Consider the following 19,065-nt stretch of genomic DNA (forward strand, 5'->3'; position numbering starts at 1 on the left):
CCTTGTGATTAATCAGTTACTTCGTTTTACCAACCGGTGTTGGAGTTGGCGTTGCGGTTGGTGGCACTGGCGTTGGGCCAGGGGTTGGCACTGGAACAGGTTGCGGCGTTGGCTTGGGAATATGGCTCTCGAACTCGGATAAGGTTAAATTATCGCGGTAGCTTTCGCCATATTTGCGCGCATCGCTCTCAACTGGCTGGCTTTCGTACTTGGCAAAATCGCTCTCTGGGCTAATGTAGTTGGCGAAGTTTTCGTGCCATTCGTTGGCCATAGCTTCAGTCACATCATTAACTGGCCATTTGGGGCTTTCTTGAATGCCCATCGAGCGCAAGAATTTATCGAAGCTGCTCGGGTTGGCCAAAAGACCCATTTGGCGTTGCACTTCATGACGCACTTCATGGGCCACAGTGTTCAACACGCGGTCGGCATCGCCCATGTTATCAAGGTCGATAAAGACCCCTTTATCGTTGCGATAGCCAAACAAATCCAAGCCTGGCGGATCGGCCAAATCGGAAACCGTGACCGGCACATGTTCAATGCCATATTCATCACAAATTTTGTTGGAGATGCTTTGCAACACTGCTGCTTGTTGGTCGGGAGTAAGGGTTGCCCATTTGGCACTAACCGCCGGATCAAGTCCACCGCTGCCGCCACCTGCGGCAAATGCTGAGCCTTCAGCAGAGTAGCTGGCTCCAGACCCAGCGCCGCCACCAGCAGCGGCTCCCGCGCCACCGCCAGCAGCCCCGCCGTTGCCATCGAATTTCATCAATTTCGAGGCTTCTTCTTCTGCTTGACGAAAAGTTTGTGAAATTTGGCTGGTGAGGGTACTGGCACTGGTTAATGCCGTTTGCAAGCGCTTGAGGGTTGGGAAAATCGCATCGTCCATTTCAGCAAAAAAGGCGACCGCCGCATCGCCTTGCCATGTGCTGCGTAATTGTTGGTAGGTTTGGCGCACCATGGCTTCCATTTGGGTTTGTTGATCGTGCAGTTTTTGAAACTGCGTTGCCACCTGTCCGAGCCGTTCGTAATCGCTTTGCACGAGATCTGCTGCCATTTTGGCTCCTTGTGGTCGCCATAGCATAACGCATGGCGTAAAATAGCGGGTTTGCACTGCAAACCAAAAAAAGAGGAACGAGCAATCCTCCTAAACCAATATTAGTCACCGGAATCAATACAATAGGAACGTGGCGGCATGAGGTTGGATAGCCCGCCGCCCAACAACAGAGGTACTAATAGCTGTTTAGGAGCGATGTCGTATGCAGCATAGCCAACCAGCATAGGTTTTGTCAAGAGGCTTGACGTGCTAATTGTGAGGGATTTTTAATTTATTGCCTATCCTAAGCGCTGCAAATATCCAATTATGTCAAATAAAATATCGTTAATTGAAGCCTCAGGCGGTTTAGGCAACCATTAATTGGTGCTGATTGAGAGCAACACATCGCCAGCAGGTGTGATGAAAAAGCTCCCCGGGCGAGTTGAGCCAAAGACCGGAATTGCATCGTAGCTTGGGACGGTCAACTGAAACGCATCGCCATCGAACGCAAATGCAGCGCGAACAGATTGAGGATACCATGGTTTAAATGTAGATTCTTTCCATTGTGGCTTCCAACTCAATGGCTGGGCTTGGGTTCGCAATTGTTCGAGATCAGCAGCAGCAAAGCTCAAAACGGCTTCAAGCTGCGTATCAGTTGGGCCGGGCACTGAACGATCAGGTTGTGCGGTTAGGGTTGTGGCAGTCCACTGCACGCTGGTTGGTTGAAATGGCAAACTAACAAACGCGGCCAAGCCGTCAATATCCGTCCGCACAGGAGCCGCCGCGCTAGGTGTTGGCGTAGCAGTTTGGCTGGCACAGCCCCATACCATGCAGCCCAAGATCAAAATAGCAATCAAACGCACGTGGCACATCCTTTCTATCAACGCTGCAATGATACGCTACGCTACAATAGCCACGCGGACAAGCATTTGTCAAGCAGCTCAATCAAGACAGATGTGCTAAAATAGCAGCATAATTTGGTTACAAGGAGTTTTCAAGATGAGCGATACCGATCAAGAATGGGTTGAACGTTTAGAAGCAATTCAAGAGCAACTTGGCGAGCTTTATAGCAATATCGAGGAATTACGCGGCATCGTGCGCGAAGCAGGCCGCAAAAACGATGCCCAAGCCTTCAACGAGCCGCTTGAGCGTTTAGCCCGTTATGGTCGTTTATTCAGCGATATTCATGTCAGCTGGACAGCCGCCGATTAAGCCACAACGCCCCACCGTTACGTTCAAAACGGGGGGCGTTATGCTAAACCTGAAGCTACGTTAGGCTTGCGATTCTTCGCTCATCCCGAGCACATTAAAGCCGCCATCAACATAGACCACTTCGCCAGTCACGCCGCTAGCAAGATCTGAGCACAGCCACAAGGCTGTATTGCCCACATCTTCAATCGTAATTGCGCGACGCATCGGGTTGGCATTGGTAAAAGCTTTGTGCAAACGGCGAAAGTTACCAATGCCCGAAGCCGAAAGCGTGCGAATTGGGCCAGCACTAATCGCATTTACCCGCAAACCGTCGGGGCCAAGGTCGGCGGCCAGATAGCGTACGCTTGCTTCAAGCGCAGCCTTGGCAACGCCCATCACGTTGTAGTTGGCCACAACCTTTTCGGCTCCGTAGTAGCTCAGGGTCAGAATGTTGGCGTTGGGATTGAGCAATGGCAAGGCAGCCTTGGTGAGCGCGACCAACGAAAAAGCGCTAATATCCATTGCCAAGCGCCAGCCATCGCGGCTACTATCGATAAAGCGCCCAGAAAGATCTTCGCGCTTGGCATAGGCCACGCTATGCACCAAAATATCAAATTGGCCAAACTCAGCGCCAAGCTTCTCAAACAGGGTCGCAATTTGGGCATCGTCGCTCACATCGCATTGCTGCACAAAACTTACGCCAAGTTGCTCGGCCAATGGGCGCACGCGGCGCTCTAAACTTTCGCCAGCATACGAAAAGGCCAATTCGGCCCCAGCTTGTTTGAGGGCTTGAGCAATACCCCATGCAATTGAATGATCATTGGCAATCCCAACAATTAACGCTTTTTTCCCTTTGAGCAAATCCATTGTGTCTCCTGAACTAGCACATTGTTCAGCGGCACACCACCACTGGAACAAATCTCAACGGCAACAATCTGAAAAAACGTGGCAATCGCCCATTTGGGCTGCTTATGGATCGGAGCGAGTTGGCTGATTGAGTTGTTGGCAAACCCAATTAAGACTCGCGGCTAAATTTTCATCGCAATAGCGCCATGTATGGCCGCCAGGCCGTTCGCGATAAATATGCGGAATATGCTGTTGGCGGAGCGCATGATGAAATGAGCGATTCTCCTCGACTAAAAAATCGTCAAGCCCACAATCAAAGTGCATTGCAGGAATTGGCGCAACCAACTGGTTAAGCATTCGGAAAAGGCTATATTGCTGGCGAATTGGGCTATCGACCGGCCCGAAAATCACCATATTCGAGGGATCGTCGATCCAGCGCGGCGCATCAACCGCGCCACTATGGCTAAATACGGTGCTCCAATGCTGCGAATAGCCCAAACCTAAACGCAACGCACCATAGCCGCCCATCGAAACGCCACCGATTGCCCGCCCCTCACGTTGCTTGATTGTCGTATACTGAGCATCAATAAATTGAGGTAACTCGACAGCGAGAAATTCCTCAATCTGCTGGCCACCAAGGCCATTGGCATAAAACGAGCGTCCACAATGCGGCATTACCACAATTAAGCGCGTCGCAGCAATATATTGCCGGATATTCGTATAATCCAACCAGCACATATAACTATCTGACAACCCGTGGAGCAAAGTAACAACCGGACACGCTGGCCCGTTTGGCGAATGGTCGGGCGGCACAAGCACTGCGATCGGCACAACCAGATCGAGCATCGTACTGGTGCAAGCAATGACCTCTAATTGATGCATGGTGGCTGCTCGTCTCCATCCGAGATGCTGGAACTGAGCCAAGCATACCGCAGGCTTTAGCGGCTCGTCAACTGCGCAGCGCGTCATTAGCCGCGATTTAGTTATGGAGTTAAGTCAATGTATAAGGCAGGAGAATTGGTCAAAAAATCGATTGTTCGGGTCGATACTGGCAATATTATTGGTTCAGTTGCCGATCTGTTGGTCGATCACGCTGCAGGCCGGATTGTTGGCTTGCTTACCAACACCGGCGGTTTGTTTCGCGAGGCCACAGTCGTCGAATGGGCGCAAGTGCTGGTTTGGGCTGGCGATGTGATTTTGGTCAAAGCTGGCTGCGAAGTGCTGCGCGCCAACGCCATTCCCCATTTTCACAGCATTTTGGAGAAAAAAATTCACCTGACTGGCACGGCAGCGATTGGGCGCTCTGGCAACAAATTGGGCACAATCGGCGAATTGCTGCTCGATGAAACTGGCTTAATTGTTGGCTATGTGATTACCCGTGGAGTTTTGAAGGGCGAACGCCAATATGTGCTCAGCGCTGGCGTGGCGGGCATCGGCAGCGATGCAGTGGTGATTTACGATGAAGCCTTGCGCGATACGCTCGAAGGGCTTGAGCCAACGATTCCCGACCCAAAATTAACCATGGTTATGCCGTTGACTGGCACGCGCGTGAGTGTTGAAGTCCCCGCCAGCACTCCAGCCCCCAGCGAACCCAAGCCTAGCCCAGCTGATGTTCAACGGTTGTCCTCGGATGAGATTGATGCTATTCTGCGCGGCGATCAACCTATTCCTGGAGCAAGTAGTGAACATTAAAGATTCGTGGGCTACCATCGAGCCGCTTGATCAGGCGGCAATCGAGCAGGCGCAGCAACGCCAAAACCAATTGACCAAGCCCCAAGGAGCGCTTGGTCAGCTCGAAGCCTTGTCAATTCAATTGGCCGGAATTCGCCAGCAATGTCCGCCAACGATTCAAAAACCAATCATTATTGTGGCAGCAGCGGATCATGGGGTGGCGGAATATGGCGTGAGTGCCTATCCCGCAAGCGTTACCGCCCAGATGGTTGGCAATTTTTTGGCTGGTGGCGCGGCAGTCAGCGTGTTGGCGCGCCATGTCGGGGCCGAATTATTGATTGTTGATGCTGGAGTGCAAACCGCCATCAACAGCAATGCGCCCAATTTCCGCAGCGAATGGCTGGGGGCTGGCACAAAGAATTTGGCAATTGAACCAGCAATGAGCCACGAACAAGCCCAATCTGCTCTTGCACGGGGCATTGCCTTGGCCCATGAGCTTGCCGATGCAGGCCACGATTTGATTGCGCTTGGCGAGATGGGCATTGGCAATACGACCGCCGCCGCATGTTTAACCGCAATCTATTGTCAGCAAGCAGCAGCAACGGTGACTGGCCATGGCACCGGAGTGCAAGCGGCACAATATCAACGCAAAATCGAGGTTGTGAGCCAAGCAGTGGCACGGTTTGGCGAACATCGTGGCACACTCGAGCCATTGGCCGAGGTTGGCGGCTTTGAAATTGGCATCTTAGCAGGAATTATCGTGGGTGCTGCTCAACGCCGCGTGCCAATTTTACTTGATGGCTTTATTACCACAGCCGCAGCCTTGGTGGCCCAAGCGATAATTCCCCTGACCATTGATTATTGTATTGCGGCCCATTGTGGCGCTGAGCCAGGCCATCGCATTGTTCTGCAACAGCTTGGCTTGCGGCCCTTGCTGCAACTCGATTTACGGCTTGGCGAAGGCAGCGGCGCTGCTTTGGCAATTCCGTTAGTACAAGCAGCCTGCAACATTCTTGGCGAAATGGCAACCTTCGCCAGCGCCCAAGTTGATACCGCCAGCTAAAAAAGCAACGGCCAGCAGGTAGACCCTACTGGCCGTGCTTCAACCCAATAGGTTCTACCACGAAACCCCATCTTTTTTGGCATCGAAGGTATCCAAATCAAGCTCCATTGGTGGGCGTACCGCAAAATCGGTATATTCTTGTTGCTTGAGTGGAGCCAAAACCGAGGCAATAACCGTAATCACTAAGCCCAGCATAATTGCCAAGAATGCCAAAGCCCCTGCTGGCGAATCATCAGCAAACAACATCATTGGCACAACAATAAACGAGAGCACTGCTAAAACAATGACAAACAGCGTGCCAATAATTGAATAGGTACGCTTGTTGGTCAAATGGTTGTTTGACTCACTGGACATTGATCGCTCACTCCTTAACTGGTTGGTGGTTGCTAGGCTCTATTTTAGCGTAACGACGGGCGCTTGTAAAACGCCGCACCCGCCAACATTGCTGTTGACGGGTGCGACTGACGTTGTTCGATTGCAGACTAGGGAAGCACGATCAGCTTATTGCAGGCTAACATCATCAACAAAGAATGATGTTGTCAATGAGCTATCTGTTGTGGTTTCAAAGCGGATGCGCACCGTTTGACCTGCGTAGGCTGCCAAGCTCAAACTTTCAGCGACCCAAGCATTTTCGGTGTTGACATTTGAGCGGGTTGCCAAGGTTCCCAACAGAGTTCCGCTGGTGTTGTAAACCCGCACGCGCAGGTAGTCGTAGGCAGTTGTTGTGCCTTCGTTGCTGGTTTGATACCAGTGGAAGTTCAAGGTTGAACCTGCTGGTACAGTTACGGTTTGATACAGTCCTTCGTTGGCATTGTTGTAGCCACCCATATACACGCTGTAGCTACCAGTGCGTGGGCGGGTGGTATCGATCAAACCATAGCCACCGCTCGATGCTTGCGTCCAACCAGTTGTGCCACTTTCGAAACCACCGTTGACGATGCTACCGCCGCCTGGAGGTGGGGTTGCGGTTGGTGGAACGACGGTTGGCGTGGTTGGATTTGGCGTTGGAGTTGGGGTAGTTCCGCCGTTGTTGACTGCGCGGTAGACGTTGATCCGACCACACGTCCAGCTGCTGCCTGTGCCAGAAATAGTATCTGAGGTCGAGCAGATGCGGTCGCGAATTTGGCTATTGCTCAATCCTTGTGAGGCCAACAAGCCAGCCAAACCAGCAACGTGTGGAGTTGCCATCGATGTCCCGTTGATCGTATTGTAGCCACTGTTGATCCAGGTTGAGTAGATGCTCGAACCAGGAGCAGCAACTTCAACCCACGAACCATAGTTCGAGAACGATGAGCGAGCATCGCTTGAGGTGGTTGAGGCAACCGCGAAACAGTTGGTGTAGGCTGCTGGGTACGAGTTGGTGACGCTTGAGGTATTGCTGTTGCCAGCGGCACATGCCAAGAATACACCCCGGCCCCAAGCGTAATCAACAGCATTTTGCAATGCGGTCGAACCGCCGCCACCAAGGCTCAAGTTGATAACTTTGGCCCCGTTGTCGGCAGCGTAGGTGATGCCGTTGGCCACACCGGCCAAGGTTCCGCTACCGCTGTTGTTCAACACGCGCACTGGCATCAACTTACAATTTGGACACGTGCCAGCGCCACCAGTGCTGTTATTAGTTTCAGCGGCGCTAGTGCCTGCAACGTGGGTGCCGTGGCCATTGCCGTCGGTTGGGGTTGCATCGTTGTCGATATAGTCGTAGCCAGCCACCATCTTGGCATCAAGATCAGGGTGGTTGCTTTGAATCCCAGTATCAACAACTGCAATCACGACGCTGCTGCTACCTTGTGTAATATCCCAGCCGGTATATGCTTGAATGACACCCCATGCCCATTGTGAGCTTAGGCTTGGGTCATTGGGCGTAAAATTCATGGAATAAATAAAGTTTGGTTCGGCATATTCGACATTAGGATTTTGCTTCAAGCTGGCTAAGACAGCTTCGCGACCAGCGCGGGTATCGTTGCTTTTGAGGGTTGCAACTTCAATAACTTCTGCATCAAGGGCTGCAATCCGATCAATTTGGACAGCCCCAATTGATTTGAGGGCCGCTGATCGGTTGGCTTTTTCGGTTGTGGCTTTGAATTTGACCACAAATTGGCCTGCTACTGCCGGTGCAGCAACATCGACTCGATCAACAGGTTTGCCAGGGTTGCGAGTTTGACCAAATGAAGGGTTGGGCGCACTGAAGATAATAACTAGGCTGCAGATCAACACAAATGAAACAAACAGACGCTTCAAGGGTGCCTCCTCAATATGTGGGTTGCAAATTTACCATGGGCAATCCCAAAACCAAACACTGGCTGGATTACCACACGAACACATCATTGTTGCGAAGGAATCGGTGAGGTCGTTGGAAGCTTCCGAAGTCGCATGCCCCTTTCTGTGGATGAAAGATAAGTGGCCAGTCGAACAACGTCGGGTACTCAGCTAGATGAGTATGCAGGATATATTAAATCATTTTAACGAAATTGTCAAAATTATTAATATTTATTTGGCATAAGTCCTAAAAGTAGGCAAAAAAACAGCCCATGATCTGAAGATCATGAGCTGTTTGGTAGTTGCTACGTACTGATTATTTTAGAAAATGATGATCATGGAAATCCTCCCCAGCTAGTGCATATGGCCTCAACACAACCAATATAGCTGTGAATTCACAATGCCTCGTCACTCCAGCGATGAATCGCAATCATCGGTAGTGTTCCACCCTGTTTTGGGGCAGAGCAACAGTTGGACTCCGAGACCTGCACACCCTCAAACTTAAAAGATTATCACACTCATACACAAATCCTTCAAAGATGTCCAGTTGCAAAAGCTCGATTGATCTAGAAGATAATGATCATGGTAGCCTCCCTCGCAATCTACAGGAAGATGATCCCATACATTGGTCAGCTTCTATGGAGTGTCATGGTGTTAGGCAATACGCTAGCTGTAGAGTATCTGGATGGCTTGTAAACTTTTGCGCTTGATGCTGAGAACACTCACAAGCAAACCATCAATAATGAACCAGACTGATTCCTAGGCCGAATAGCGATGATTCATCATAAAATGGCTTCTACAGGCTATCGTAGGTGGGTTGTTAGGCTTATTGTACGCCGAGAACGGTTTCTTGTCAAAATTTTTAATGGTTCTTTGGTACTAAAGGGGGATAGCTACCCCCCCTCAAAGCAGCAAAAAGGTTTAACCATGGCCTGTAAAGCATGACCTTGGTCCTACACCATGGGCTAGCATACAGGTTATTATAGTACTACAGTAGCAAAAATACATTCAGCAAACGCGGCTTTAATCTATACCATTAATTTTTAGCGTCACTGCTCAAATGATTGACACTCTATAGTCAAAAGCTGCTTATTCTAAGCAAGCTGCTGCAAAAATCTGTCAACGCTATCCTAGCCGTTGCGTTTTAATCGCCCAGTTCGTTTGGCATAGTCCTCGCCGCGCAAGAATATCCACAAGCCCAAGGGTACAAGCAGTAGCCCACTGCCAAGCAATGGCAACAAATAGTTCCACCAGAGATCAATCGGCCCTGCGTTATGCTGCAACGCGCGGCGCATGCCTTCCAACACATAGGTCGCTGGCGAAATCGAAGCCAGCGGTTGCATCCAAGTTGGCAGCACGCTAATTGGATAGTAAACGCCGGAAACCAACAAAATGGTGGCTTTCACAATGTTGGTCATCTGCGCTCCACGTTCAGGAAACAGCAACGGCAACACCGCAGCCACAATTCCTAAGCCAATAAAGCTAATGCTGCCCGTCAGCAAAATCACCGTCGCCCCAAGGAAATTGGCATTATCAAGGCTAATTTGAAAGAATATCGCCACAAAGGCCAAGATAATTCCGGTGTGAAACAAGCCCCAAAAGACTGCAAAAATCGTCGTGCCTAGCATATGGGTCAGCCGTGAGATCGGTGCCATAAAGGTATATTCAATCGTGCCTTCCCAGCGCTCCCATTGCACCGATTCAGCAATACAATCGAATACTACCGCCAAATAGTGCCAAACCAAGGTGCCAACAATCAAATACAAAATCGTGGCATCAATTGTTGCTTGGTCGAATTCTTGGCCAGTAATCGCGCCAACCGCCTTGCCAATAAAGGTAATCGATAAGGCATTGACAATTGAATAGATCAACCAAACAACTTCCCAGCCCCAATAGCGTTTAATCAAATTAATGTTGCGCTCAACAAATGCATACGACGCACGAGTTTCACGCCAGAATGAACGCCCAAATGCCATAACCAGCTCCTTTGTTGTGCGATAGTGGGTAGTGCAGCATGCATTGTAGCGCGTTCTAGCCCAAGCCAAATCCGCCAAAAGGCAGAAACATAAAATATGAAGGATGAGGGATGAAAAACAAAAGGCAAAAGGCAAAAGGCAGAATAAGAACAAAGAGCATAGAACATAGAACATAGAACATAAAGTCAACGTGGCTCTAGGCTATGGGCTATCGGAACATGGTGTGGTAGCTCAGGAATTTCGCGAGCCAAAAGCCAATAGCCTAATCAACAATAATCTGTGCAATCTGTGGCTAAAACTTAACCTTCGTGCGCTTCGTGGATCAATTTAAGAGGAATTATGGCTATGGGCGAGCGGAGCGTTTGATGGTATGACCCAAGTTCCAAAAGCCAATAGCCAAGAGCCTAGAGCCTATTTCCCTTCGTGGATCAAACCTTCACCTTCGCGCTCTTCGCGTTCTTCGCGGTTTCTCAGCTTCGTGCGCTTCGTGGATCAAAAAAGCCCACACCCAAGTTGCCTCAGATGTGGGCTGCCAATTCGAAGCGAAAGCTTTTAGGCGGTTACATTTTTGCCAATTGCCGCCAGCATATCTTCGATGCTGGTAAATTTGACTCGTGGCCGACCAGTAGCCGCGCCGTTGGCAATCTCAATCTCGTCGAGACGTTGCCAATCGGCAAAGGTCACATAATTGGGCTGGCGTACTTGCACCAATTTTTCAATGCTCTCGCGATCGGCGTGGCTTGGGCTGAGCAATTGACCAGCGGCCACATCTTCGAGCATACATTGCACGGTTTCCACCGCATCTGGTTTATTGGTGCCAATCACGCCGCTTGGCCCACGCTTGATCCAGCCAGCGGTATATTCGCCAGCTTTTGGCTGTTGGCTGGTTGGGTCGATCAGCCGACCTTTTTCGTTAAGGAAGGTGCCCCAGCGCTCGTTAAATGGCACATCAACCAAGGGCGCGCCGCGATAACCAACCGAGCGAAACACTAGACCGACTGGCAAATCTTCGCTTTCGCCAGTTGGGCGCGAGGCGATACTACCTGCATCGCTGGCGTAAAGTTCGTTTTTAGCCAAGCGCAAACCAGCCACCCGCCCATCGCTATCGCCCAGCACTTCGGTTGGGCTAACCAAAAAGCGGAAGATCAAGCGTCGTTTTTTGCCTTCTGGCTGGCGTTCAGCATAGCCTTGCAGCAATTCAACTTTCTTTTGGGCTGCTTTATCGCCGCCAGCTTCCAAAGCGGCGCGGCTCACATCGTCGAGCGCAACTTCGCTGGGAATTGCCAGCACATCGGCTTCTTCAAGCTCGCCCAATTCTTTAACTTCGGGCGTAGTGAAGGCAGCTTGGGCAGGGCCACGGCGGCCAAGCAAATAGACTTCTTTGATATTGCTTTTGCTCAGCGCTTCGAGCGCGTGATCGGCAATATCGGTGCGCGCCAATTCTTCGTGTGAAAGACACAAAATCCGCGCCACATCAATTGCCACGTTGCCAACCCCAACCACAGCCACCCGCTCTTGCGAAAGATCGAATTGCAAATGGCGATAATCGGGATGGCCGTTATACCAAGCCACAAAGGCTGTCGCCGGAAAACTGTTGGTCAAATCTTCGCCAGGAATGCCCATATGGCGATCGCTTTGAGCGCCAGTGGCATATAAAATTTGATGATAATGCTCGACCAAATCAGCGTGGCTCAGATCCTTGCCATATTCAACATAGCCAAAAAAGCGGAAGCGCGGATTTTTGGCCACGAGATTAAAGGCCTTGGTAACGGTTTTGATCTTTTGGTGATCGGGGGCAACCCCGCCGCGCACCAAGCCAAACGGCGTTGGCAAGCGATCAAACATATCAACTTCAATCACCAAGTCGCTTTGTTTGAGCAAATGATCGGCTGCATAAAACGCCGATGGCCCAGAACCAATGATCGCAACCCGTAATGGCTGCGCTTCAGTTCCCACAGTTGTCATGATCACAATCCTTTGAGCGTCTAGCCCTCTTCGATAATTTGAGTTTCGAGGGTATCGAGCTTGCCTTCATATTCCCCAAGTTGGGCCTTGACAACATCGCCAATCGAAACAATGCCAAGCAAAATGTCGCCATCGAGAATTGGCAAATGGCGGAAACGGCGGTTGGTCATGGTTTGGAGCACCGCTTTAAGATCATCACTGGGGCGACCGGTTACTACATTGGCCGTCATTACATGCTGCACTTGGCGCTCAACAATTGCTGGATCTTGCGCCACTGCCCGAATAATATCCCGCTCGGAGATAATTCCCGCAATCCGATCATCTTCAATCACCACCAACGCGCCAATGTTGTGTTCGGATAAGAGCGCAACTGCTTGGCTCAGCGGTGTATGGGGATTAATCGTATGAATGATTGGACTTTTGGTTGCGAGCACATGCTTGATCTTCATAGCGTACCTCCAATCTATCAGCGATGGGGACGATGTAGGGCCACGATGCCATGCTGATAGTATCATACTTATGTCTCTTGCGATAGGCAAGATCAGTGCCTACCATGCTTAACTGATAATTAATTTTGGTCACAATCGCTGATTTGAAATTGCATACGAGGTTTTATGCTCGATCCTGAGGTTTTCTCGACGCAACGTTTGGTTGCCAGCACAATTAGCCTTGAACACATCGATTTAATCGCCGCGATGCACCAAAATCCAACCATCATGGCAACCCTTGGTGGCCTGCAAGATCGCCAACGCACCCAGCAAGGCTTAGAAACCCAAGTGCAAGATTGGCAGCAAGCAGGCTATGGTTTATGTGTGTTTCACGATCGGGCTAGCGGGGCGTTTGTGGGGCGCGGCGGTTTGCGCTTCATCCAATTGGATAATCAGCCAGAGACCGAAATTGCCTATGCCTTGCTGCCAGAATGGTGGGGCCAAGGCATGGCAACCGAGATTGCGCGTCAAGCGCGGACGGTAGCCTTTGAGCAATTACAACTCGATTCGCTAGTGTTGTTCACCATGACAACGAATTTTGCCTCGCAACGAGTAGCCGAAAAATTAGGTATGGTCTATGAACGCAATTTTGAGCGGGCCAACCTGCCGCATGTGCTGTTTCGCCAAACCAAGCAGGCATGGGTTAAGTAAACATTCCCCTCCCCCCCCAAGCCCCTCCTTACACGGGTAGGTTTTGAGCGATTGGTCGGCGGTGGAGCCTTCCCTCACCCCCCAACCCCCTCTCCTACGAAAACGCGGGCGAGGGGGAGCCAAAAAACCGCAGCGTTAAATTAAAGCCCCTCTCCTGTTTTGCACGGGAGAGGGGTTGGGGTGAGGGAATCCAAAAACTAGCTATCGTCGCGGGAAACCCACCATGCCAACCAAATCAGTAATGGTTGAAACGGCAAGCGCAGCCACAACAAGAATGGGCGTTGTTTGCCAAACAGCGGTGCGTTTTGCTTGAGCATCTGAATGTTGGCGGGAAAAACCGCCAAATACAAGGCCATCAAACCTAAACCAGCCTTGCGGCGCACGCCAGGCAACAATAAACCAAGGCCACCTAAAATCTCAAACAGGCCGCTCAGATAGACCAAGCTCCGTGGTCGGGGCAACGAAGGTGGTACAATCTTGACGAATGGCTTGGGATTGGTAAAGTGTAACACTCCAACGCCCAGCATAAAACTTGCAAGCAACCCACGAACGAGACGTTTCATTGCACTACCCCATTGGATGGCGAATTGCTGACGAATATTGGCCAGTTACATAATGCTCTAATTGGCGTTCAATATCGCCCAGCAACGCGCTCGCACCATAGCGAAACAGATGTGGATGCAGCCAAGCATCGCCAAGTTCTTCCTTGATCAAGGCCAGCCAATCCAATGATTGCTTAGCAGTTCGGATGCCACCAGCGGGCTTGAAGCCAACCTTATAACCGGTTTGCTCATAGTAATCGCGGATGGCGCGCACCATCACCAACGAAACGGGCAGAGTTGCATTAACTGGCTCTTTACCAGTCGAGGTTTTGATAAAATCAGCGCCAGCTAACATACAAACAAGGCTAGCTTGGGCAATATTGCGCAAAGTGCCTAGCTCGCCAGTTGCCAAGATAGTTTTCATGTGGGCTTCGCCGCAAGCTTCGCGAAAGAGCCGCACTTCATCGTATAAGGCTTCCCAATCGCCGTTAAGCACCAGATGGCGCGAAATAACAATATCGATTTCACTTGCGCCAGCAGCCACCGAAGCTTCGATTTCACGCAAGCGCAGCTCCAGTGGGGCCAAGCCAGCGGGGAAGGCAGTTGAGACCGCAGCAACTGGAATAGCAGTACCTTTAAGTGCTTGCACTGCGGTTTCAACAAAGGTATGGTAAACACAGACCGCGCCAACCGTCAGGTTAAGGCTGCGAATCCCAAGTGCATCGACCAAATCGCCACGAATTGGTTGGCGAGCTTTTAAACATAAACGCTGGACAGTGCCAACGGTATCATCACCAGAGAGGGTAGTTAAATCCATGCAGCTAATTGCTTTTAAGAGCCAAGCTGCCTGCCAATCCTTTTTAACCGTGCGCCGATTTGGCAAGCTGCTCACGCGGCGCTCGACTGCCGAGCGATTGACGCGCAGGCTATTGACCCAGCCAAGGTCGAGCGGGCTGATGGGGTTACGTTGTTCGTGCGTCATTGCCGTGACACGCTCCACTTCGGTTTGCATAGTTCATCCTTGGGGTCGAGCCACAACCGCCCAACCCATATTGGTAGTATCAGAATTTCGGTATCCACAATGCGGATTGTTGCGCTGATAATACCACAAGCGCTTGTGCTTAGTGCAAGCAAGGAGTTCATTCAGATGACCACAATTCGCCATTCGGTCGAAGCCACAGTGAGCCGCATGGTGCTACGGACGCTGCGCGAACGTGCCCAAGTAGCTGGTTTGCCGCAAGCCCGCAGCGATGCCCCCCGCGCCTTGGCAGCCTTGCTTGATCAATTAATCAGCACCGTGCTGCCATTCGCTGAACTCCAACGTCAAGCCCAAGCAGCGATTGCTGCCGGAATTGGCTGCTTGGTCGTGCCGCTTGAACAAGCAGAGGCCTGGGTTGATGCAACTGCTGGTAGTGGGCTACGCATTGGCATTACAACAGCAAGCCGCGAACAAGCCGAGCATGCCTTGCGGCTCGGCGTTAGCGAGATTGAATTACTTGTGCCACAGTCCATTATGAGCGAGGCTGAACAGTTTGAGGCTTGGCTAAGGGCAAATCTGCCAGGTTCCTATGATCCTAAACCGTTGATCAAACTCAATTTAACGAGCTGCGATCAGGCCCAAATTGGGCTACGGGCCTGTGCTCAAGCAGCGACCCACGAGCTTGATTTGGTGACCGTTCCAGTAGCACTGGTTGCCGATGTACGGCGTACAATCAACGCAGCGATGGGGATTAAAGTTAATGGTGTTACTGAGCTTGGCCAAGCCCGCGACCTGTTGAGCGCTGGCTGCACCCGCTTGGAAACAGCAGTGGGCTGGGATTTGTTGGCACAGGCCCAACCTCTTTTAAATGATCAATAACCAAGCAATCACGTCAAAAAATGAAATCTCGTTTGACATAGGCCTAGGCAGGTGCTATACTGGGCGGTCGATGCCCCGTGGTGGGCATGCTTTTTTTGCTGCAATTTTTCGCTGGTGTTCATCAGCCAACTGACTGATTGAATACCAATTGATTCTGACTGTTCGCGGCATTGGGGCGGCAATGCCATAGCTGGTTAGGCTAGAACACGCTCACGGTATAGTAGACGTGAGAACCGTCCGAACTCGGTATTTCCAAGATTTTTGGAGGAATTGAATGCCAACGATCAACCAGTTGATCCGCAAGCCCCGTAAACCTGTGGTCAAAAAGACCAAGGCACCTGCGCTGCGTTTCATCTACAACTCGCTGAAGGGCAAGCTTACCCGCGGCAGCGGCGCACCCCAAAAGCGTGGTGTTTGTACGCAAGTTAAGACCATGACCCCTAAGAAGCCAAACTCGGCGTTGCGCAAAGTGGCACGGGTTCGCTTGTCGAATCAAATGGAAGTGACCGCCTACATCCCAGGCGAAGGTCACAACTTGCAAGAACACTCAGTGGTCTTGATTCGCGGTGGTCGGGTAAAAGACTTGCCAGGCGTGCGCTACCACATTGTGCGCGGTACCTTGGACTCACAAGGTGTCAACAACCGTAAGCAAGGTCGCTCGAAGTACGGCACCAAGAAGAACGCTCAAGTTGCAACGGGCAAGAAGAAAAAATAAGGTAGGGTAAAATACAATGCCACGACGACGAAAAATTGCCAAGCGTATTGTGCCTGGTGATCCAATTCACAACAGCATACACGTGCAAATGTTGATCAACAAGGTCATGATGCACGGTAAAAAAAGTGTCGCTGAAAACATCGTGTATCGCGCCTTAGACGTTGCTTCACAGCGCTTGAACCGCGAAGCAGTTGAGTTGTTCGAACAAGTGTTGCGCAACTCAAGCCCTACCATCGAAGTTCGCCCAAAGCGCGTCGGTGGTTCAACTTATCAAGTGCCAGTTGAAGTTAAAAGCGACCGCCGGATTGCCTTGGCAATTCGTTGGTTGTTGACCGCAGCTCGCGCTCGCAGTGGCAAACCAATGCACGAACGCTTGGCGCTCGAATTGGTCGATGCCTTCAACAACACTGGTGCAACCGTCAAGCGTCGTGAAGAAGTTCACCGTATGGCTGAAGCCAACCGCGCCTTCTCACACTACGCTCGCTTCTAAAGTTTATGGCCACCCCTCACGACCAGCGTCGTGAACAACTGGGTCGGTGACCAGAGCGGCTAGACGCGAGTTTAGCCGCTTTTTGCCTGCATACTTATGGTACAATACAACGTCACCGCCGTGCAGGCTGTCACCAACTAATACTAACCATGTAACGGAGTAAGGAATGCCTCGCTCGACACCACTCGACAGAGTACGCAATATTGGGATTATTGCCCACATTGACGCAGGGAAAACGACTACCACCGAACGGATTTTGTTCTACACCGGTCGTAACTATAAGATCGGGGAAGTCCACGAAGGCGCTGCCACCATGGACTGGATGGAACAAGAACGCGAACGTGGGATCACGATTACCGCTGCTGCTACCACCGCTCACTGGGAATATGCTGAGCAACGCTATCAAATTAATATTATTGACACGCCTGGCCACGTGGACTTTACCGCTGAAGTAGAGCGCTCATTGCGCGTGCTCGACGGTGGCGTAGTGGTGTTCGACGCAGTGGCCGGTGTGGAGCCACAATCAGAAACGGTGTGGCGACAAGCTGATAAATATAGCGTGCCGCGGATTTGTTTTGTCAACAAAATGGACCGCATGGGCGCAAACTTCGACCGTACCGTCAGCATGATTGTTGATCGCCTTGGCGCTAAGCCAGTGCCGATCCAATTGCCAATCGGGGCCGAAGATCGCTTCCAAGGCATCATCGACTTGATGGAAAACAAGGCTATCTTCTACATGGACGATGTTGGTAAAGTCCAAGAAGAACGCGAAATTCCTGCTGAATTGGCTGAAAAAGCGAAAGCAGCCCGCGATTATATGCTCGAAGCAATCGCCGAAACTGACGATGAGCTGATGATGCTCTATCTCGAAGGCGAAGAATTGCAAGTGCCAGAATTGCGCCGCGCCCTTCGCGCTGCCACCATCGGCAACAAATTGGTGCCGGTTTTGTGTGGTTCAGCCTTGAAGAACAAAGGTGTTCAGCGCATGCTCGACGCAGTTGTGTTGCTCTTGCCTTCACCATTGGAAATTCCAGTGACCAAGGCTGTGCGCCCAGGCGTTGATTCAGAAGCTGAAGATGCAGAGTTCATTGAGCGTCCAGCCGACGAAAATGCACCATTCACTGGCTTGGTCTTCAAAATTATGGCTGACCCATTCGTGGGTAAGTTGGCCTACTTCCGCGTTTACTCAGGTAAGCTCGAAACTGGCTCATACGTTTTGAACACCACCAAGAACAAGCGCGAACGGGTTGGCCGCTTGCTGCAAATGCACGCTAACCACCGCGAAGAAATCAAGGAAGTGTACGCAGGCGATATTGCTGCTGTGGTGGGTCCAAAGGATACCTTCACCGGCGATACCATCTGCTCACCAGATGATCCAGTGGTTTTGGAAAGCATCAAGTTCCCAGAACCAGTTATCTCGGTGGCGATCGAGCCAAAAACCAAGGCCGACCAAGACAAGATGTCGATTGCACTCTCACGCTTGGCCGAAGAAGATCCAACCTTCCGATTGAACACCGATGTCGAAACTGGCCAAACGATCATCCGCGGGATGGGCGAATTGCACTTGGAAGTTATCGTCGACCGCATGATGCGCGAATTCAAGGTTGAAGCCAACGTTGGTAAGCCTCAAGTGGCCTACCGCGAAAGCATCACCAAGAGCGTCGATATCGATAGCAAGTTCGTACGCCAATCGGGCGGTAAAGGTCAATACGGCCACGTTAAAGTCAAGTTCGAACCATCAGGTGAAGGCGAAGGCTATATCTTCGTCAATGGTATCGTTGGTGGGGTTGTGCCTCGCGAATACGTACCAGCAGTCGAAGCCGGTATCCGCGAAGCCATGGAAACTGGCGTTATCGCTGGTTACCCAGTGGTCGATGTCAAAGCAACCTTGTTCGACGGCTCATACCACGACGTTGACTCGTCGGAAATGGCCTTCAAGATTGCCGCTTCAATGGCCTTGAAGGACGGCGTTCGCCGTGGCGCTCCTCAAATCTTGGAACCAATCATGAAGATCGAAGTGATTGTGCCCGAAGATTACATGGGTAGCGTCATCGGTGACGTAAACAGCCGCCGTGGTCGCATCGAAGGGATGGAAGCTCGCGGTAACGCTCAAGTCGTGCGTGGCTTCGTGCCATTGGCCAACATGTTTGGTTATGTCAACGATTTGCGCTCACAAACCCAAGGCCGCGCTACCTACTCGATGGAATTCCATCACTACGAGCCAATTCCACGCAACTTGCAAGAAGAATTGGTCGAAAAGTCACGTAGCTAAACCCTGCTACAAAGCACCCCAAATGGGTCGATTGGGTATACCAATCGG

19 protein-coding genes are annotated in these 19,065 nt (G+C 51.2%); 8 read left to right on the forward strand and 11 right to left on the reverse strand.

The genetic code is table 11. The features are described 5' to 3' along the window. Positions 1–16: 16 nt before the first annotated feature. Both JOD20_RS12090 and JOD20_RS12095 read right to left on the reverse strand, forming a co-directional pair. Positions 17–1,054: a WXG100 family type VII secretion target gene (locus tag JOD20_RS12090; RefSeq protein ID WP_204755506.1), complete on the reverse strand. Its 1,038-nt coding sequence runs from the start codon at positions 1,052–1,054 to the stop codon at positions 17–19. A gap of 356 nt (positions 1,055–1,410) precedes the next feature. Continuing rightward, the gene (locus tag JOD20_RS12095; protein ID WP_204755507.1) at positions 1,411–1,896 is read right to left on the reverse strand and encodes a hypothetical protein; all 486 of its coding nucleotides are present in this window, start codon (positions 1,894–1,896) and stop codon (positions 1,411–1,413) included. 136 nt (positions 1,897–2,032) lie between these two features. Between JOD20_RS12095 and JOD20_RS12100 the strand changes: the two genes are divergently transcribed. Continuing rightward, positions 2,033–2,245 carry a hypothetical protein gene (locus JOD20_RS12100; protein ID WP_204755508.1) on the forward strand — a complete coding sequence of 71 codons (213 nt, stop codon included), beginning with the start codon at positions 2,033–2,035 and terminating at the stop codon, positions 2,243–2,245. A gap of 60 nt (positions 2,246–2,305) precedes the next feature. On the opposite strand, the gene JOD20_RS12105 is transcribed toward JOD20_RS12100, so the two are convergent. Then, positions 2,306–3,091, reverse strand: a complete 786-nt coding sequence (locus JOD20_RS12105; RefSeq protein WP_054535186.1) for an enoyl-ACP reductase FabI — start codon at positions 3,089–3,091, stop codon at positions 2,306–2,308. Positions 3,092–3,193: 102 nt separating this feature from the next. Next, positions 3,194–3,952, reverse strand: a complete 759-nt coding sequence (locus JOD20_RS12110) for an alpha/beta hydrolase (RefSeq protein ID WP_204755509.1) — start codon at positions 3,950–3,952, stop codon at positions 3,194–3,196. A gap of 117 nt (positions 3,953–4,069) precedes the next feature. On the opposite strand from JOD20_RS12110, the gene JOD20_RS12115 reads away from it, so the two are divergent. Together JOD20_RS12115 and cobT are read left to right on the forward strand one after the other, a co-directional pair. Next, positions 4,070–4,762 (forward strand): PRC-barrel domain-containing protein, encoded by a 693-nt coding sequence (locus JOD20_RS12115; RefSeq protein ID WP_204755510.1) that lies wholly within the window; start codon positions 4,070–4,072, stop codon positions 4,760–4,762. After that, positions 4,752–5,804 (forward strand): nicotinate-nucleotide--dimethylbenzimidazole phosphoribosyltransferase, encoded by a 1,053-nt coding sequence (gene cobT / locus JOD20_RS12120; protein WP_204755511.1) that lies wholly within the window; start codon positions 4,752–4,754, stop codon positions 5,802–5,804. The genes JOD20_RS12115 and cobT overlap by 11 nt, the downstream gene beginning before the upstream one ends. Positions 5,805–5,858: 54 nt before the next feature. Here the strand turns inward: cobT and JOD20_RS12125 are convergent, their stop codons facing one another. The 5 genes from JOD20_RS12125 to JOD20_RS12145 form a co-directional block, all read right to left on the reverse strand. Continuing rightward, on the reverse strand, positions 5,859–6,158 hold the full coding sequence (locus JOD20_RS12125; RefSeq protein WP_204755512.1) for a hypothetical protein: 300 nt from the start codon (positions 6,156–6,158) through the stop codon (positions 5,859–5,861). Positions 6,159–6,305: 147 nt separating this feature from the next. Further along, positions 6,306–8,042, reverse strand: coding sequence for a S8 family peptidase (locus JOD20_RS12130; protein WP_204755513.1), 1,737 nt, complete (start codon positions 8,040–8,042; stop codon positions 6,306–6,308). A gap of 1,148 nt (positions 8,043–9,190) precedes the next feature. Continuing rightward, a complete protein-coding gene (locus JOD20_RS12135; RefSeq protein ID WP_204755514.1) occupies positions 9,191–10,036 on the reverse strand; it encodes an ABC transporter permease in 846 nt (281 codons plus the stop codon). 552 nt (positions 10,037–10,588) lie between these two features. Further along, on the reverse strand, positions 10,589–12,001 hold the full coding sequence (locus JOD20_RS12140; RefSeq protein ID WP_204755515.1) for an FAD-dependent oxidoreductase: 1,413 nt from the start codon (positions 11,999–12,001) through the stop codon (positions 10,589–10,591). 20 nt (positions 12,002–12,021) lie between these two features. Continuing rightward, on the reverse strand, positions 12,022–12,450 hold the full coding sequence (locus JOD20_RS12145; protein WP_204755516.1) for a CBS domain-containing protein: 429 nt from the start codon (positions 12,448–12,450) through the stop codon (positions 12,022–12,024). 165 nt (positions 12,451–12,615) lie between these two features. Between JOD20_RS12145 and JOD20_RS12150 the strand changes: the two genes are divergently transcribed. Beyond that, entirely contained in the window at positions 12,616–13,140 is a 525-nt protein-coding gene (locus tag JOD20_RS12150) for a GNAT family N-acetyltransferase (protein WP_204755517.1), read from the forward strand. A 197-nt stretch (positions 13,141–13,337) separates the two neighbouring features. Here the strand turns inward: JOD20_RS12150 and JOD20_RS12155 are convergent, their stop codons facing one another. Then, on the reverse strand, positions 13,338–13,703 hold the full coding sequence (locus JOD20_RS12155) for a DoxX family protein (RefSeq protein ID WP_204755518.1): 366 nt from the start codon (positions 13,701–13,703) through the stop codon (positions 13,338–13,340). Positions 13,704–13,707: 4 nt separating this feature from the next. Next, positions 13,708–14,694 (reverse strand): deoxyribose-phosphate aldolase, encoded by a 987-nt coding sequence (gene deoC / locus JOD20_RS12160; RefSeq protein WP_204755519.1) that lies wholly within the window; start codon positions 14,692–14,694, stop codon positions 13,708–13,710. A gap of 135 nt (positions 14,695–14,829) precedes the next feature. On the opposite strand from deoC, the gene JOD20_RS12165 reads away from it, so the two are divergent. The 4 genes from JOD20_RS12165 (at position 14,830) to fusA (ending at position 19,017) form a co-directional block, all read left to right on the forward strand. Beyond that, entirely contained in the window at positions 14,830–15,540 is a 711-nt protein-coding gene (locus tag JOD20_RS12165) for a hypothetical protein (RefSeq protein ID WP_204755520.1), read from the forward strand. Positions 15,541–15,814: 274 nt separating this feature from the next. Further along, on the forward strand, positions 15,815–16,255 hold the full coding sequence (rpsL, locus tag JOD20_RS12170) for a 30S ribosomal protein S12 (protein ID WP_054535174.1): 441 nt from the start codon (positions 15,815–15,817) through the stop codon (positions 16,253–16,255). A 16-nt stretch (positions 16,256–16,271) separates the two neighbouring features. Then, positions 16,272–16,745: a 30S ribosomal protein S7 gene (gene rpsG, locus JOD20_RS12175; RefSeq protein ID WP_054535173.1), complete on the forward strand. Its 474-nt coding sequence runs from the start codon at positions 16,272–16,274 to the stop codon at positions 16,743–16,745. 166 nt (positions 16,746–16,911) lie between these two features. Next, a complete protein-coding gene (gene fusA, locus JOD20_RS12180) occupies positions 16,912–19,017 on the forward strand; it encodes an elongation factor G (protein WP_204755521.1) in 2,106 nt (701 codons plus the stop codon). Positions 19,018–19,065: the final 48 nt, after the last annotated feature.

The sequence above is a fragment of the Herpetosiphon giganteus genome, assembly GCF_016907925.1.
GTDB classification, from domain to species: Bacteria; Chloroflexota; Chloroflexia; order Chloroflexales; family Herpetosiphonaceae; genus Herpetosiphon; species Herpetosiphon giganteus.

Coding starts and splice junctions, on each gene's coding strand:
- JOD20_RS12090 (WP_204755506.1), bottom strand. CDS start 1,054: ATGGCAGCAGATCTCGTGCAAAGCGATTACGAACGGCTCGGACAGGTG.
- JOD20_RS12100 (WP_204755508.1), top strand. CDS start 2,033: ATGAGCGATACCGATCAAGAATGGGTTGAACGTTTAGAAGCAATTCAA.
- JOD20_RS12105 (WP_054535186.1), bottom strand. CDS start 3,091: ATGGATTTGCTCAAAGGGAAAAAAGCGTTAATTGTTGGGATTGCCAAT.
- JOD20_RS12110 (WP_204755509.1), bottom strand. CDS start 3,952: ATGCATCAATTAGAGGTCATTGCTTGCACCAGTACGATGCTCGATCTG.
- JOD20_RS12115 (WP_204755510.1), top strand. CDS start 4,070: ATGTATAAGGCAGGAGAATTGGTCAAAAAATCGATTGTTCGGGTCGAT.
- JOD20_RS12125 (WP_204755512.1), bottom strand. CDS start 6,158: ATGTCCAGTGAGTCAAACAACCATTTGACCAACAAGCGTACCTATTCA.
- JOD20_RS12135 (WP_204755514.1), bottom strand. CDS start 10,036: ATGGCATTTGGGCGTTCATTCTGGCGTGAAACTCGTGCGTCGTATGCA.
- JOD20_RS12140 (WP_204755515.1), bottom strand. CDS start 12,001: ATGACAACTGTGGGAACTGAAGCGCAGCCATTACGGGTTGCGATCATT.
- JOD20_RS12145 (WP_204755516.1), bottom strand. CDS start 12,450: ATGAAGATCAAGCATGTGCTCGCAACCAAAAGTCCAATCATTCATACG.
- JOD20_RS12150 (WP_204755517.1), top strand. CDS start 12,616: ATGCTCGATCCTGAGGTTTTCTCGACGCAACGTTTGGTTGCCAGCACA.
- JOD20_RS12155 (WP_204755518.1), bottom strand. CDS start 13,703: ATGAAACGTCTCGTTCGTGGGTTGCTTGCAAGTTTTATGCTGGGCGTT.
- deoC (WP_204755519.1), bottom strand. CDS start 14,694: ATGCAAACCGAAGTGGAGCGTGTCACGGCAATGACGCACGAACAACGT.
- JOD20_RS12165 (WP_204755520.1), top strand. CDS start 14,830: ATGACCACAATTCGCCATTCGGTCGAAGCCACAGTGAGCCGCATGGTG.
- rpsL (WP_054535174.1), top strand. CDS start 15,815: ATGCCAACGATCAACCAGTTGATCCGCAAGCCCCGTAAACCTGTGGTC.
- rpsG (WP_054535173.1), top strand. CDS start 16,272: ATGCCACGACGACGAAAAATTGCCAAGCGTATTGTGCCTGGTGATCCA.
- fusA (WP_204755521.1), top strand. CDS start 16,912: ATGCCTCGCTCGACACCACTCGACAGAGTACGCAATATTGGGATTATT.